Below are 15,333 nucleotides of genomic sequence, written 5' to 3'. Positions count from 1 at the left end.
GACCGTGATTCAGCAGAAAGCTCCATTGCAGGTCACCGATTTCGTCCCAGCGGCCACCCACGTAGGTGCGGTGACCCAAACTGGCAATACCCGCCGGGCCCTCGGCCGGCCGCCGCAGCCGCCGCAGCAGATCGGCCAGCAGACCAGTCACCAGGCCGTTGTGGTGGGTCCCCATCAGCTGCTGAACCCAAGGAATTTATGTTTTAACACCATGAACGAGATAGATCGACTGCTGAGCCATCTCGACTTGGTTGCCGCGGATGCCAACCGGGATGAACCTACCTCGCTCGATCCAGACGCCATCTCGGCGCTCTGCGAGCAGCTGGCAAACAGCCTGCTGGGGATTGGCGCCACCGGTCCAGCTGCCCGCTGGCGCACCCTCTCGATAGTGGGCCCCAGCCCCAGCCAGCTAGCCCCTGCCCTTGACCACACTCGCCACGAATTGCGGGCTTTTGGCCTGAGTTCGCCCAGCGAGCCTGCAGAGCAGGATCTGCTGACAGCCGCCCATCGGGCACTGGCGGGGGAGGCAGCGCTTCCCCAGGCAGGGTTGGTGGCGGATTGGGCCCGCAGCCTCTTGGCAGCTGGGGATGGTGCCGCCGCCCTTGCCCTGCTGGAGCGCCAGGCCATATGCAGTGAGCTGCGCCCGGAGCACTGCAATGCGGTCGCGTCGCTGCTGCTGCAGCTGGGGCAGGCATGGGAGGCCGAACGCTGGCTCTGCACCAGCCTCACCCACAACCGCCGTCAGCCCCGGCCCTGGTTTCAGCTGGCAAGGCTTTTGCTGGATCAGGGCGTTTTGGACGAGGCGCTTGAAGCGGTGCAGCAGGGCCTGAGTATCGATGCAGAGAGCGACTGGGGACGCAATCTGCGCGCCCGGATCCTGCTGACAGGGGGAAGCTGGCGCAGCTACGACAGCCTGGTTGCCAACGCCGACGCCCTGCCAGCCAAGCAGCCAGCCCAGCTGGAACTGCAGCGGCAGCGCGGGCGCTGGGCCCGTGGCGGTTTCGGCTCAGGTTCGCCGCTGTCACTCCCTTTGCCACAGCGGCTGGAGCTGCGGCGCCTGCTGCCGGCGGAGGGTCTGGTGGTGTTGCTGCACGGTCACCATGCCGATCCGCTCTGCTGGCTGCTGGAGCAGGGCGTGCTGCGCGAGGGGATGGCGGTGCAGCCCCTGGCCAGTCGCGAACCCCTGCTGATGGCCGAAAGGCTTGCTGCTGCAGGCTTTAGTGCCCGCAGCGAGCAGCCTGCCGCCCTGATGAAACAGCTGGCCGCCGAGGCTGGGGAGCCCGTGGAACTGATGGTGCTGCAACGGCCCTGGAGTGCCAGCCTGCCGATCAGCCTCGGCGGCCTGCTGCCAAGGGTGAAGCGCCTGCTCACCCCAGCCGGCCTGCTGACTCCGCCGCAGTTCGCCCCCCTGGCGGCATGGCAGGGCTGGCAACTGCTCGAGCAGCGCTCGAACACAGATCCTGCATAAAAAGTGCGAGCTGGATTCCGCCGAGCCAAAAGCTATGCGCTCTACGCATTAACCCCCGGGAATCAGTAGCCATAGCTACTGGAGAAGAAAAGCTGGGACGGCTAAAAAAGCCATGCGGACATAGGGATTGCTTATGGTTGCATGTTTGAGCTGATTTCGACTGCTTGGGGCATTATAGTGTTGATGATAGATTTGCGTCGACTTTGGAGGTCTAATTAATGTCTTTTATCGCCCCTCCACCGAGCACCATTTGGGATCAAGGCAGTAATACTCCGTCCAGCGTTACAACCTGGACAGGCAACCCTAGCCAGGTTGACGGCAGTATGCCAGTGCAGGTCGGCGGCGTAGGTAATACCTGGACAACCACCGATGTTCCGGCCGGCTCCACGAACCAGGTGGTTTTGAGTGGCCAAAACAACATCCTCAACGTAGGCACAGGTTCACAGGAAATCCAATCCATCGGCCAGGGCAACCAGATCGAAGCTGTCCAGGTGCTCGGCGATGGCACCAAAATCATCAGCACTGGTTCCTTCGGCACCGGCTTCGAATCACCTCCGCCTCCCGCTGTAAACGCAACTGCCACAACAACCGGCGATGTCATTGGCCAAACCTCCACCATCAACGAGATGGCAGGGGGGATGACTCCGGGTAGCGGCTTCTACTCCTATGCCACTGGCGGCACCGGCAACGACCTGCTCTACGGCAGCAGCCAAAGCGATTTCTTCCGCGGTGGCATGGGCAATGACACGATCTTCGCCTACGCCGGCAACGACATCGTTCGAGGAGGTGCCGGTTCAGACCAGATGACCCTGGGCATTGGTAATGACACCATTTACTACACCTTTGACCAGCTTCAAAGTGGCGATATTGATATCGTAACTGACTTCAATAATCCCACGGGCGATGTTGATAAACTTGCCATCCAGGCCAACCGGGTGGGTGGTTCTGGTAATTTCGGTAGTTTCGGAGGCTTTGGTACCAACTCCCTTAGCATTACTGATTCAGATGGCAGCGTCACCACGGTGGTAGCCCAAACAGGATATCAATGGAAAACTGCCGACATTTTCTTTGTGGTTTGACCTGAGCCAGGTCCTGTCTTGATCCTTTCACTGGCATCAAGCTGGTATCAAATTGAACTGAGATTGCCTGCTTGCGCTTGCGGCTTACCGCTCCAGCTCAGCTTCAAACTCATCGATGCCAGCACCGCCATTCACACCATCCGTCTGGCTGAGCAGGCAAGTGGTGGTTTTGCGGTGTTGCCCCTTAACGCCGAACCGCTCACCGTTGAAGCCCATCTGGCTGATTTGCCTGCCAATGGCGCCCAGCTCTGCTGGCGGCAGATCTCACCGCGGCTGGCCAAGCTGGCCATGGCTCGACAGCTCTGCGCAGAGGATCCCGCCACCCTGTTCACGGATGCTCTTGCGCTGCTTCACCAGCTCGAGCAACTAACTCCGGAGCGGGCGCTTGATCGCCCCTGGCATCGCTATGCAGCCTGGTTGGCCGATCGTCCAACTCCGCTGCGGGCAGCCGGCTGGCTGGAGGGTCGCCCGCTTGCCGATGGCAACTTTCAGCCCCCGCCCAGCCAGGCCTCGATCGCTCGTATCCGCGCCCTGAGGGCCCTGCTGCTGGAGCAGCCCCGGCCCCAGCGGCGGCTCAGCCTGGTGCTGCCGATTTATGGCGAAGAGGCCGTCACCCTGCGCTGCCTGGCCAGCTTGCTGCAGGAGCAACTGCGCGCGCCGGCGCCCACTGCAGAGCTCGAGATTCTCTGCATCGATGACGCCTCCCCAGCTGGCTCCCTCGACCAGCTCGCCGCCCTGGTGGCCGAATGCGGCGATGGCCTGTTGCAGCTGGTGCGTCAACCCGAAAACCTCGGTTATCTGCGCAGCTGCAACCACGGTGCCAGCTTCGCCACGGGTGAACTGATCTGCTTCCTCAACAACGACACCGTTGTCACACCCGGCTGGCTCAGCGAACTGATCAGAACCCTGGAGGGGTTCTCCGACGCCGGACTGGTGGGGCCCATGTTTCTCTACCCCGACGGCCGCCTCCAGGAGGCTGGTGGCATTGTCTGGCGCGATGGCAATGCCTGGAACTATGGCCGTGACGCCGCCGCCGACGATCCGGCCTATGGCTTCTGCCGCGACGTCGATTACATCTCCGGAGCCTGCCTGCTGATGCGCACGGAGTTGTTTCGCCGCATTGGTGGCTTTGACAACCGCTACGCCCCGGCCTATTACGAAGACACCGACCTGGCGATGGCGGTGCGAGATCTCGGCTATCGGGTGTTGATGCAGCCCCTCGCCAAAGTAATCCACTACGAGGGTATCTCCAGCGGCCGCGACCACGACAGTGGCCCCAAGCGCTTTCAAGAGCGCAACGCCCGGCTGTTCTGCAGCAAGTGGCAGCATCAGCTGGAGAGCCATGTCGACAGCGGCACCGCCGTTTGGCACGAACGCAATCGCACTCGGGTGGGTCGCATATTGGTCATGGAGGCCAGCCTGCCCACCCCCGACCGCGATGCCGGCTCCCTGTACATCTTCAACCTGCTCAACGATCTGCTCGCCCTGGGCTGGGATGTCAGCTACCTCCCGGCCGACAACCTCCTCTGGCAACCCGACTACGCCATCCCCCTGCAAAGGCTCGGTGTGGAGGTACTCGTGCACCCCTGGGTGGCGTCGGTAGACCAGCTGCTAGAGCAGCGCGACGATCACTACGAAGTGATCCTGATCGCCCGACCCGAGGTGGCCGACCGCTGGCTTGAAGCGATCAAGACCCACGCACCCCTGGCCCGCCTCCTCTACTACACCCACGATCTACACCACCTGCGCATGGAGCGGCAGCGCGCCATCGAGCCCGAGGCCGTCAGCTCCGAGGCAATTGAGCGCATGCGCCGCTGTGAGCAGCGCATCCTTGATGTGGTGGATGGGGTGCTCTATCTCAGCGACGACGAACAGCGCCAGGCCGTGGAGCGCCTGCGCCCCCGCGCCACCGGTTTCGTGCTTCCGCCCCGGGTGCGCCGCGAGGCCCAACCCCAGCCCCAGGCCTTTCATGGCCGTCAGGGGGTGGTGTTCCTGGGCGGGTTCGCCCATCCCCCCAACACCGATGCCGTGCTCTGGTATGTGCATGAGGTGCTGCCTCTACTGCGGCAGCAGGCCGATACCGCCGCCGTGCCACACCTGCACGTGGTGGGTGCCAACCCGCCGCCGGCAATCCTGGCCCTCGCTGGTGATGGGGTGACGGTGCACGGCTACGTGGCAAACCTGGCACCCCTGCTCGGCCGCCTGCGCCTCGGTATCGCGCCGCTGCGCTTTGGTGCTGGTGTTAAGGGCAAGATGCTCACCACCATGGCGGCCGGTCTGCCGCTGGTGGCCACCAGCGTGGCCGCCGAGGGGCTGGGCTTGCGCGATGGACTCACCGTGCGCCTGGCCGATGATCCAAAGACTTTCGCCGCTGCCGTGATCGCCCTCCACTCCTCCGCCGAGCTCTGGCAGCGCCAGGTGGAGGCGGCCAGCGCCCATCTCGAGGCCGGCTGGGGCGCCAGCGTGGTGCGCGAGCGGCTGGCCCAAGCGCTCCAGGGCGTGGGTTTGCCGGTGGCCACCGTGGCAATGCCCCTGCCCGAGGAGCACTGGCCGCTGCCCCTCGGCGCCGGGCCCGAAGGCCTTCTTGCCTCCTACAACATCCGATGAACGCTGCCGCGCCGGGCGTGTGGATCCCGCTCAACCAGCTCCTTGCCCTGCCCCTGGCGGCCGAGCCCCTTGCCAGCCTCTGGCGTGAGCTGCTCCGAGCACTGCCCGCCGAGGCAAGCCGCGAACGCCTGGCCTTGGAGCAGGCGCTTCAGGCCCATGAGCTGCGCCGACTTGAAGCCCGCTTTGACGCCGGCGAGCTCGAGGCGGGCTTCAGCCTGCTGGACGGGCTCGCCCCCGAGATCGAGCCAGAGCTACTGGCCGAGCTACTCAGCCGCCTGATGCCCAAGCTGCACCACGCCCTGGTGGAGCTGGCCGGCCCCAATCCGGCGCCTGAGGTGGCGGCCGATCCGCGCCGGGCCGAATGCCTCTGGCTGGCTGATCAGTGGATGCGCCGGCTGGAGGCGCTGCCTGGCTTGGCCTCCGAACTTCGCCTCTTGATGGCTGAACACCTGTGTCGCTACGCCGTGGTCGCCTGGTTGGCCCAGCCCCCCGCCGTAGCCCGTTGGCGCACGCTCGATCTTCTGCAGCGGCTGGTGATGCTGCTGCCTGAGGCGCGCTCCTGGGCCGTGCCCGCTATTCGCGACCGGCTGCTCCAGGCGGTGCAGGAACTGCAACAAGACGATGGGATCGCTGATCCCCAACATCTGGCTGCGCTGCTGCAGGCCTGTGCGGCCATGGAACACGATCCCTGTCTGCCCCAGCAGGCCCGCGAGGCTCTGCAACTCGCCGTGTTTCGGGGCCGTGCCGCAATCGACGTTTGGCAAAACCTGGAGCAGCTCAGCCCTCCAGCGCAATGATCGCCTGCTGGAGTTGCAGCAGCGCACATGCCTGCAGTTCCCGCTCCAGCCGCCCTTGCTCAATGCCCTCGCGGCCAGCCTGCATCAATGCCAGAGCCACCTGCTGGCGCAGCACTTCCCCCTGCAGGCCAGGGGTGATCAGGCTCAAGTGCTCTCTGGCTTGATCGAGCCACTCATCGCCCGTCGTCATCGCTTCACCTGGAAGGCCTGCGCAGCCACTCTGGCCAGAAAGGGATTGAGCCGGTGTTCGCCGCGATGGCCGGTATGTCCGCAACAGAGATCAATCAGGCTGCCCACATCGATTCCAACGCCGCCACGCGCCTGGATCGCTCCCACATAGATCTTGCCCAGCAGCCCGCCACCCACCAGCACCAACTGCCCTGGCTCCACATGGCCGTCGATCCAATTCAGCACCTGCTGATACACCATCGGGTAATGGGCATCGGGGCGGAGCGTCGCACTCCAATGGGGATCCTCACCCGGCAACGCCACGAGGTCTACGCCTACGCCCCGCAACATCGGCGGCAGAGCTGTGCCAATCACGGCCCTCACTTGATTGAAGGGCGAACGGCTGAAGGCCCCGTGCAGCAGCAGCTGCAGATGCAGATGCCAGCCTCCTGACCACACCCTCTCCGGGGAGGCCTCCAGGTGTGCAGCCACCTTGAGGCTCTGCTCCGGACCCGCAAGGCACTGCCACAGATCTGGAATGCCCACCACATTGGCCTGCTGTAGGACCTGCTGGAAGCGCACCAAGAGGTCGCGCTGCGAATCCCGTGAGAGATGGCCGCCTGCGGCCTCGAGGGCAGGATCGCACCGATCGCCATTGCGGGTTGCGCCCTCCAGATCACTGGTTTGCCCCGCCAGAAATCGGCCTTCTCCATCGCCGAGCCGGATCAATCCAAACCCCCACCCCTCCCGTAGGGCGGTGCTGATGCGATCCACCAGATCATCCAAACGGGATGGATCCGCTACCTCCGGGCTGTCCCAGCTTTGAAAGGGCCGTCGCAGGCTGGGTTCCAGTTGGCTGTAAAGCCAGCCAGCTGCGGTGTAGTCCCGTGCGACTGCGTTCCCCCTGTCCGCCAGCATCCGTGAAGCCAGCACCGCGGCGGCGGCGGGATCGCCCTGGCGCCCCTGCAGCAGCGACAGGCCCTGCTGGGAAAACTCCGGCAACAGCAGCGAGAGCTGCTGCGCTTCCAGACGGGAACTGAGCAGGCTGGCCAGCAGCTGACGGTTGCTGGCGTCGAGCTGCCCTGCTGCGTCAAGCAGGGTCAGGGCTGTTTCCTGCAGAATATCAAGCTTTTCGCCACGGGCGATCTTGAGCCGCAGGCCATGCAGCCGCACCCAGAGATCGTTCGCAGGCAAGCGTGCCAGCCGCTCGCCTGCAGCATCGAGATGGGCGCTTTCGCGGCTCAGGCAGGCAGCAAGGCAAAGCTCGAAGACACGCCTCTGGCTCTCCCCAGCTTCGGCCAGGCCCCGCTGCATGAAGGCCTTCAGTGCCCTACCCGGATCAGAGGAATGCCAAACAACCGCGACCAGATCTTCTGCTTCTTGCTCCGTCTGAGTGCTGGTGAAAGGCTCAAAGTGTGGAGCCAGCAAGCGCTCGATCGCTTCGATTGTAGCCACCGAATTACGGCATTCGAACGGCTGGTCTCGCTGCTCATCAGCGGCGCTGCCTCTGCTGTCGCCCTTGCCGGGGTCTCCGTCAGTGGCATGTAGGAGCAGTCCCGTCGGCAGCACCGCCAGCTGGTTTGCCCCCTCGCACTGGGCACAGTGCCAGTTGCCAACCGCCTCCCCATGGGGGCCTGCCACCAGGCAGAGGCCGGGGATCTGGGGATAAAACCAGCCGATCTTGTGTTGAATCGTGCCTTCGTAGGTGATGTAAAAGCTGGCCTCGGCCACCCGGGGGAGATATGCCTCGAATGACAGACCATGCAACGATTCGAGATCTATACCGGGGCAAGCCGCCTGGATACTGGAGATCCGAGCGGCTATCGCTTCGCTGCGCGCCAGGCTGGTTTGATCATGGCGATTGTTGTGCTGAAAGGTGAAGCCATCGAGGCAGATCCTCAGCGTTGGCCAGCGCTGCTGCAGCTTACGGATGAGTTCAGACAGCAGGGATTCTTCTTGGAGCAGCTCCCGTCGCCCTGGCCCCCGCACCCCCAAAAGCAGCAGGGGTGCTTTTGGGGGTGCGTTTGCCTCGGCCACTGGCGGCGCCCCCAGGCCGGCCAGCACGGTGCTCCGAGCTGCCGCACTGACCCACATCGCCCCAACATGAACACTGGGGCGCTGCTGCAAAACATCAAGGGGCAATAGCTCAACCCCCTCCAGGCTGGATAGATCGAGAATGCTGTCGCTGTCTTGCACAACCACCAGTCGCTCACCGCGCTGCCGAGCCCGGTTCAGCAGGTGCAGCAGCGGATCCAGCTCGTTCCAGAGGAAGTGGGCGAAGTTAGGGTCCCCGATCCGCAGCACCGGCGCATTGTTTGACCAGGGGATAGTCGGGGGCGTTTCGATCAGGGGCTCAAGGCGGCTCCGCATCAGGCTGAAGCCACTGCCACAGCTATCAGAAATGAGCGTAAAGATGGCGCCATCGCAACAACGATGCAGCTCAAGATGGTTGCGGCCAGCCGTGGTGCGGCAGCAATGAAATGAATATTCAGTGCCCTCGATGTCGACGCGAAAAGGAAGCTGGTCGACGATCAATTGTTGGTAGCGCCTCAGGCTGCGATCCAGCACCCAGGTGTCCAGGTCGTGCAAGCTTTCGGCCTGAACCGTCATCCGCGTGTCGTCTGCGGGCTCTGGGTCAGACCGGTTCATGTTGATTCCCTGCTCCCGCAGCTGATCACACAGCCATGCCACGGCCTGTTGCTCCCATTCAGGGCGCAAGCGATAGCTCCCCCGAGGAGCAGCCTCCAGATCCTCACAGCCCTCGGCGGGAAACCAGAGCGGCGCGGTTTCACCCATGCCACCCCATGGATGGGAACCGCCGCAGTTGCGCTTGCTATTGGAGTGCACGATGCCTGGAATCGACTCCTGAAACCAGCCGATCTTGTGTTGCACCGTGCCCTGGTGCATGAAATAAACATCCGCGTACTGCAGCAGATGCAGCGCCTCCAGCAGGGGGCGACCAGCGCACACCAGTAGTTCTGGCTTAAGTGCAGCTGCATTCAGCGCCGCTTCCAGCTGGCGGATCTGTTCCACCTCGGCGCCGATCACCTCCCCCATCGGGCAGAGATAGGGGGCCACCACCGTGGCGCTGGAGGCGCCGCTGGGCAGGGAGAAACCATCGATCAGCAGCAGCGGCAGCGGCCCTTGCCGCGCCAGGGCCACTAGCCAAGCCGCCAGCAGCTCGTTGAGGCCCTCCGCCACCGCTCCGCGGGCCTTCACGCTCACCGCAAGCACCCAGCCGCCGCCAGCTTTCCAGGCCTGCAGCCGTTGCTCCAGCTGCCGCGCCGTGCTGCTCTGATGCGCGGCGGCATACTCGAGCAGCCGCCGCCGCAGGTCCCGACTGATGCGTTCCGGCCGCTGGCTCAGGGGCAATTCAAACCAGGCGCCGCCCTTCGCCCCAGCCCCCTCCTGCCACAGCACCGCCGGAAACAGTTCCCGCAGCGGCCCGAAGGCCTCCGGACCCTCCTGCAGCACCGGCCCGAGGGCGGCCCCGTCCACCTGGTCGAGGCAGGTGAGGCCATTTAGCAGCTGGTGGGCGAAATTTGGATGACCCTCGAGCCACAACCGCCGCCGCCGCTGGGGTGCCATCCCATCAGCCACGGCTGCTGCCTCCTCCAGCTGGGCAGCGAGCCGCTCCAGCCCCAGGGCATACCAACTTGCCGGCGCCACCGAAACCGGCGCGTGCAGCCACTCCTCCTCCTTGAGCAGATACACCGCCTCCAGCTCGTGACCATTGCTCACGAGCCCGGCAAACACCAGCGCCTGCCGGCCCTCCCCATCCCGCAGCAGATAGGCCAGGTGGTTGCCCACACGCAGGCTCAGCCGCGTCTCCAGCAGCTGGTCGTCCCAGGGGGAGGGAAAGCGCAGCCGATCGGCCTGGAAGGCCTCACCCTGCCAGCTACTGGCCCAGCAGCGCCGGTCGTGCCGCTGCCGCCAGGTCTGCCAGCGGCGCCCGAACTCTGCCCAGCGGCCCGGCAGGCCGGTCGTCACAAGGCGGTCCAAAGCTCGAGCGCTTCAGCCAGCACCCCTTGGCGGCAGCGGCGGGCCAGCACCGGATCGATCGACGCCTGCGGCAGCAGCCCCCGGTTGTGTATCTGGTAACTGCGGCCCGGCGGCAGCCCCTCAATATCCAGGTCCAAAAAGGCCAAACAGCGCCGCAGCACCGCATCGGGGCGGAGGGCCAGATCCTCGAAGCGCAGCAGCAGCAGCTGGGAGGCCGGCCACACCGCCAGCCAGCGCCGCAGCTGCTGGTCGTAGAGGCTGCCGCTTAGGGCATTGGGCCGAAACCAACCCAGCCCGGCCAATTCCTCTGGCCCCATCGCCTCAAGCCGCTCGGCCTCCTCCCTCAGCAGCGCCTCGCTGTCGCCCTGCAGGCCGATCAAGCAGCGCATGTGGCGGATCCAGCTCAGGGCCCGGTCAAGGGGTTCGCGTAGCAGCACGATCAGCCGCGTCTCGGGCATCAGGGCGTGCATGCGCTGCGGGGCCTGCGGATGCTGCAGATAATCCGGCGTGGCTTCGAGCCGCAGCAGCCCGGGGCTGCGCAGGGGAGGGAACTGGGAGCGATACCAAACCTCCCCCAGCTCCCAGTGGTTGTCAAAGAAATGCAATTCCTTGAGCGGATGCAGCCACACCCTTGGATGGCCCGCCAGATAGGCCGCCAAAGAGGTGGTGCCAGATTTCGGCGCCCCCAGGATCACCACCTCCGGCAAGCCACCGGCGGCGGCGGCGGCGCTGCCCAGCGGCGCCAGCCGCTGCGGCGGCAGGCCCTGGCGCGCAGCCTGGCGATTGAGCGCCAGGGCCGCCGCCCTGTCCTCCTCACGCAGCCAGTGGGCAAGCAGGCCGTGGGCCAGGGGATGGGGCGCCGCCGCTTCAATCAGCTGCCGCAGCTGCGGCAGCAAAGCTCGGCGTAGGGGCTCCCCAACCTGGAGGTAATACAGGCCCCGCAGGCTGCTGCTGTCGGTGGGATCAAGCTCCAGTACCCGCAGGTAGGCAGTCGCGGCCGCTTCGGGCTGGCCGGCGATGCGTGCCGCTGCCGCGGTGTCAAGCCAGCTGGCTTTTGCAATCGCCATGGCTCAATTTTATGTGGGTGAGCTAGTGCAGGCAGCCAGGGCGCGCAGCGCCGTCGCCACCCGCTCCGGATCCAGCACGATCGGCTCGCAGATAGGTGCCTCAAACAGCAGCTGGCTGTATAGATCCGGCGGCGTGGCTGGCTGCAGGCAGCGCACCAGCTGCAGGCCCCCCCAGCTGGCCAGGGCATGGCCATAGGGCGGGGCGTACCGGGGTTGATGCAGCTCCAACACCTGCGTGCCCGGCCGGGCGAAGGCCAGCCCGGCCAGCGCCGCCCCGTGGGCCAGCACCAGCAGTTCGGCGTCAGCGATGTGGGCAGCCTGCTCCGTCAGCGGCAGGCCCTCCAGCACGAGCGGCTCCAGCCCCAGCCCCTGTTGCTCCAGGTGCGCCAGCAGCTCCGCCTCACCAAACACGGGCCGGCGGGCCGAGGGGCCGCGCACCAGCCAAAGGCGTCGACCCTTGCCCTGGCGGCGGTGACCCCGCTGCTCCGGCTGCAGATAGCGGCGGCGCAGCCAGGCGCGCGCGCGCCGCGAGGGCCAGCCAAGGGGGTGCAACGGCGGCGGAATCAGCAGCAGCTTCGCCTTCAGATCGGGATGCTGATGGGCATCGATCAGCCGCTCGGGCGGGATGCCTAGGTCGTCCACCAGGCTGCGGCGCACCCGCTCACTGCCGCCGCCGTTGTGCCAAAGGTGCCAGTGCTCTGGCCAGCCCGAATCCGCGCCGGCTCCGCTCCGGGCCAGTGCCAGGCCCAGCCTTGGCAAGCTGTCCAGTAGCCAGTGGTAGTGGATCTCGGCCGAGAGATCGGCCACCGCCAGCACCGTGCCATCCACCGTCAGGGGAGGCCCTACTGGCGCCGGCTCGCAGCGGTGGGGGGGGCTGGGACACGCAGGCCATGGCTGGGGATAGCGGCGACTCAGCAGGGGCCGGGGTTGGCCCTCTCCGTCAGCCACGGCCAGCCCATGGGTGGTGCCCCAGGGGTTGGAGTTCGGCGACCGCAACCAGATCCGCCCATGCTCGAGCTCCTGCAGCTCAAAGGGCGCTGCCTGCCAGGTGCCGCCAGCACCCTGGGGCGGCACCCACTGTTCAAGCCAGGCAACGGCCGCCCCGTCACCGGCCGGCACCAGGGGCTCTCGCCGCCAGCCCAGCAGCTCCAGATGGGCCAGGGCGCAGGGGCTGCAGTCGGGCCCCCGGCAAGCCTCGGCCGGCACGGGCAGCGGCAGGCGGGAGAGGTGCTCGTTGGCAGCCCCATCCCCGCCAGGCGCCGGCAACCGGGTGGCCAGCTGCTCTAGGGCCCTGGCACCCCAGGGGTGGCGGGTGGCCGCCAGCCGGGCGATCGCCATGGCCAGCGGGGCGCTGGGCTCCAGGTCGAAGACCTCCTGCAGCCGCTGCCGAGCCGTCTCCCCGTTTTCTGGCCAGCTGATCAGGGCCCAGTTGCGCAGCAGCTCTGCCAGCTCTGCAGCAAGTTCTGCAGCCAGCCTTGAACCCTTTGCAGGCTCGCTGCAACCCAGCTGTTTTAACGCCCCGCACCAGGTCAATACCCGCAGGCGCAGCTCTAGCAGGGGGTCGGATCCCGCAGGCAAGGTCTGCCACCAGCGGGCGAGAGCCTCCGGCCGCCAGATTGGATCAGCTGCAGCGAGCTGGCTGATGAACCGGTTGGCCAGAGATTGCAGCCTGGCAACGCTGCGGGCGCCGCTGCGGCTGAGATCCACCACCACCCGCCCCTCCAGAGCCTGCCAGGTGGGGTCATTGAGCAGCTCTTCAACCGAGAGATCAACGCCGATACGCGCGCAGCTGCGGCCAACGTTTTCGGCCAGGTGCAGCCAGGTGTGGGCGTCTCCGCCGCTGCGGCTTCCCCAGGCCGTGCGCCACAGATCGAGGGCCAGGTCTGGCTGCCGTTCGTGCCAGGCCTGCCAGCCCGCCCAAGCCCTGGTATTGAAAAGCAGGCTCTGGCGCCTGCCCAGCAGCGGATGGCCTGCCGGCAGCGCCGCCAACCGGCGATTCACCACCCACAGCAGGCCATGGGCCTGATCGGCGGCCTGGCGGCTGGCAGCGCGGCCATGCACCCGATAACCACAGAGAACATGCTCCAGCCAGCCGCCGCGCTCGCCAGCTGCGGCCAGCCGCAGCAATAGGTCCACGTCTTCCGCATGGCGAAGCGATGGATCGAAGCCGCCATGGCGCTCCAGTAGGGGGCGCCGCAACATCCAGGCGCTGGGCAGCACGGCCTTGTGTTCAAAGGCGGCCTCCAGATCAAAGTTTGCCCCTTCCTGCCAGGGGCAGACGTCATGGAGGGGGGTGCCGGCGGCATTCAGGCGCCGCCAGCCACAGAGCAGATGCTGCAGCCCGGAATCGGCGTCGAAGCGAGCGGCCTGCCGGTGGAGTCGACCAGGCAGGGCGATGTCATCGGCATCGAGAAAGGCCACCAGGGGAGAGCGGGCGGCAGCCCAGCCGCTGTTGCGAGCGCTGGCCACCCCCAAGCCCGGCAGACGGATCAGCCGCACGGGCTGGCGATGGCTGGCCGCCCAGTTATCCACCAGGGCGGCCGAGTGGTCCCGGCTGCCATCGTCGACGGCCAGCAATTCCCAGTTGCGCTCCTCCTGATCGGCGAGGGAGTCGAGGCAGGCCGGTAACCATGCAGCGGCATCCCTGAACGGAATTACTACTGAAATTCGTGTCACAATTGAGGTTAATTAGAAAAGGAGGTGTGGATGGGTCTTCGCACCTGGTTAATTCGATCCCTCGGTGGCCAGGCCGCCGCAACCAAGGCAGCTGCCGCCCCTTCCCTACCCGCCGACTACGCACCTTCCCTGGGCCAGCAACTTGGCCCTGAACAACAGTTTCTCTACGCCGAGGAACTCAACAACCAGGGTCGTCCCGAGCTGGCGGTTGCCTTCTACCGCCAAGCCTATGTGCTACTTCGAGGCAGGCCTGATCAGACAAACATCCAGCTAGCCCTGCCGGATCGAACCTCCGGTCAACCCATACTTGGGCCTACCTTCCCTCAGCAGCCATCCCCGCAGCAGCCCTTCTCGCCGGTGACCCCCAAGCCGACTTTGGGCTCGAGAGAGCGGCTGGTGGCCCTGCGCGAAAAGCTCACCAGCGCCAATGCGGCTGCGGTGGAACAGGAGTTGCGGCAGTTGATCACGGCCGGCAACCGCGGCGCTGATTCCTTTGGCCTGTTCGGGATGTGTCAGCTCCTCCAAAACCGCCCGGAGGAGGCGGTGCGGGCCTTTCGGGAGGCGCTGAAGCTGGATCCAGGCCACTACCGCAGCCTCGTCAATCTGGGTGGCCTGCTGCTCAAGGGCGGCCGGCTGCAGGAAGCGGTGCCCCTACTCGAGAATTCCCTCCAACACACCCGCCAGGGTTCCCCGGAATCCCTGGCGGCGCTCACCAACCTCGCCGTCGCCCATAGCCAGCTGGGCCGCAGCATCGAAGCCGCCCAGCTGGTGCTTCGCATCTTTCGCATCAAGCCCGACCACCTCCAGCCAGACAAATTGGTGACAGCGGCGACATGTTTGGAGGAGATGGGCGACGATCCTGCCGCCATCGAACTGCTCCAGTACCTGCGCAGCCGCCTGCGCGATCCTGGCCTCAACCGTCGCTTGGCTGAAGTGCTGGAGCGTTTTGGCGACTATCAGCAGGCGGCTTTGGTGTATCGCGAACTCGCCGGCAGTGGAACCCCGTGAGCGCCCTGCTTCCGTTCCACCTTCGCAATCTGGGAGCCACGTTGCCGCTACCCGATCCACAGAGCGTGCGCCTGCTGGCCCGCCATGAGCTGCTCAGCGCCTGGTGTCAGCGACGCCTGCTGGAGGAGCTGGCCGGCGTCGACCTGCCGCCGGAGGCAGGCGAAGACCCCTCCTTGCCACCCTTGGAAGACAACCACACCCAGCTGCTGGCCTATGCCCGCCGCTGCGGGTTGGACTCCCTCGACGACCTGGAGACATGGCGCCGCGCCCGCGGCCTCTCCCTACTCGAGCTGGAGCAGCTGGTCGCCTTCGAAAACAGCCTGGCCCGTGCCAGCCACTGGATTTGGAGCCAGGAGGTGCCAGGCCTCTTCCTACAGCGGCGCGGCGATTTCGACCAGGTGGTGCTCACCATGGTGCGGGTGCGCGATCCGGATCTGGCCACCGAGCTCTTCTTCCAGTTG

Annotated in this window: 10 protein-coding genes; 6 read left to right on the top strand and 4 right to left on the bottom strand. The window is 65.9% G+C overall.

Going from position 1 to position 15,333, the window contains the following annotated elements; genetic code table 11:
• Window positions 1–211: 211 nt before the first annotated feature.
• The 4 genes from KBZ15_RS06275 (at window position 212) to KBZ15_RS06260 (ending at window position 5,951) form a co-directional block, all read left to right on the top strand.
• Window positions 212–1,468 (top strand): hypothetical protein, encoded by a 1,257-nt coding sequence (locus KBZ15_RS06275; protein WP_255014282.1) that lies wholly within the window; start codon window positions 212–214, stop codon window positions 1,466–1,468.
• Between the two features lie 218 nt (window positions 1,469–1,686).
• Window positions 1,687–2,547 (top strand): calcium-binding protein, encoded by an 861-nt coding sequence (locus tag KBZ15_RS06270; protein ID WP_255014280.1) that lies wholly within the window; start codon window positions 1,687–1,689, stop codon window positions 2,545–2,547.
• Window positions 2,548–2,610: 63 nt separating this feature from the next.
• Complete coding sequence (locus tag KBZ15_RS06265; RefSeq protein ID WP_255014278.1) at window positions 2,611–5,154, top strand: glycosyltransferase; 2,544 nt, start codon at window positions 2,611–2,613, stop codon at window positions 5,152–5,154.
• Window positions 5,151–5,951 carry a hypothetical protein gene (locus KBZ15_RS06260; RefSeq protein WP_255014276.1) on the top strand — a complete coding sequence of 267 codons (801 nt, stop codon included), beginning with the start codon at window positions 5,151–5,153 and terminating at the stop codon, window positions 5,949–5,951. Before KBZ15_RS06265 ends, KBZ15_RS06260 begins: the two co-directional genes overlap by 4 nt.
• Here the strand turns inward: KBZ15_RS06260 and KBZ15_RS06255 are convergent.
• Genes KBZ15_RS06255 through KBZ15_RS18530 form a run of 4 tightly spaced genes read right to left on the bottom strand, consistent with a single transcriptional unit; the run spans window position 5,932 to window position 13,864 of the window.
• Window positions 5,932–6,141 carry a hypothetical protein gene (locus KBZ15_RS06255; RefSeq protein WP_255014273.1) on the bottom strand — a complete coding sequence of 70 codons (210 nt, stop codon included), beginning with the start codon at window positions 6,139–6,141 and terminating at the stop codon, window positions 5,932–5,934. The two genes, KBZ15_RS06260 and KBZ15_RS06255, sit on opposite strands and share 20 nt — an antisense overlap.
• On the bottom strand, window positions 6,138–10,109 hold the full coding sequence (locus KBZ15_RS06250; RefSeq protein ID WP_255014270.1) for a hypothetical protein: 3,972 nt from the start codon (window positions 10,107–10,109) through the stop codon (window positions 6,138–6,140). Before KBZ15_RS06250 ends, KBZ15_RS06255 begins: the two co-directional genes overlap by 4 nt.
• Entirely contained in the window at window positions 10,106–11,188 is a 1,083-nt protein-coding gene (locus KBZ15_RS06245; protein ID WP_255014268.1) for a sulfotransferase, read from the bottom strand. Before KBZ15_RS06245 ends, KBZ15_RS06250 begins: the two co-directional genes overlap by 4 nt.
• Window positions 11,189–11,197: 9 nt before the next feature.
• Window positions 11,198–13,864, bottom strand: coding sequence for a glycosyltransferase family A protein (locus tag KBZ15_RS18530; protein ID WP_255014266.1), 2,667 nt, complete (start codon window positions 13,862–13,864; stop codon window positions 11,198–11,200).
• A 30-nt stretch (window positions 13,865–13,894) separates the two neighbouring features.
• Here KBZ15_RS18530 and KBZ15_RS06235 point away from each other — a divergent pair, with 30 nt between their 5' ends.
• Window positions 13,895–14,872 (top strand): tetratricopeptide repeat protein, encoded by a 978-nt coding sequence (locus tag KBZ15_RS06235; protein ID WP_255014264.1) that lies wholly within the window; start codon window positions 13,895–13,897, stop codon window positions 14,870–14,872.
• Window positions 14,869–15,333 (top strand): hypothetical protein (locus KBZ15_RS06230; RefSeq protein ID WP_255014262.1); only part of this gene is annotated, 465 nt, incomplete at its 3' end. The genes KBZ15_RS06235 and KBZ15_RS06230, both read left to right, overlap by 4 nt.

Source organism: Cyanobium sp. BA20m-p-22 (assembly GCF_024346275.1).
GTDB lineage: Bacteria > Cyanobacteriota > Cyanobacteriia > PCC-6307 > Cyanobiaceae > Cyanobium_A.
This window is presented reverse-complemented; position numbering and strand designations above follow the sequence as displayed.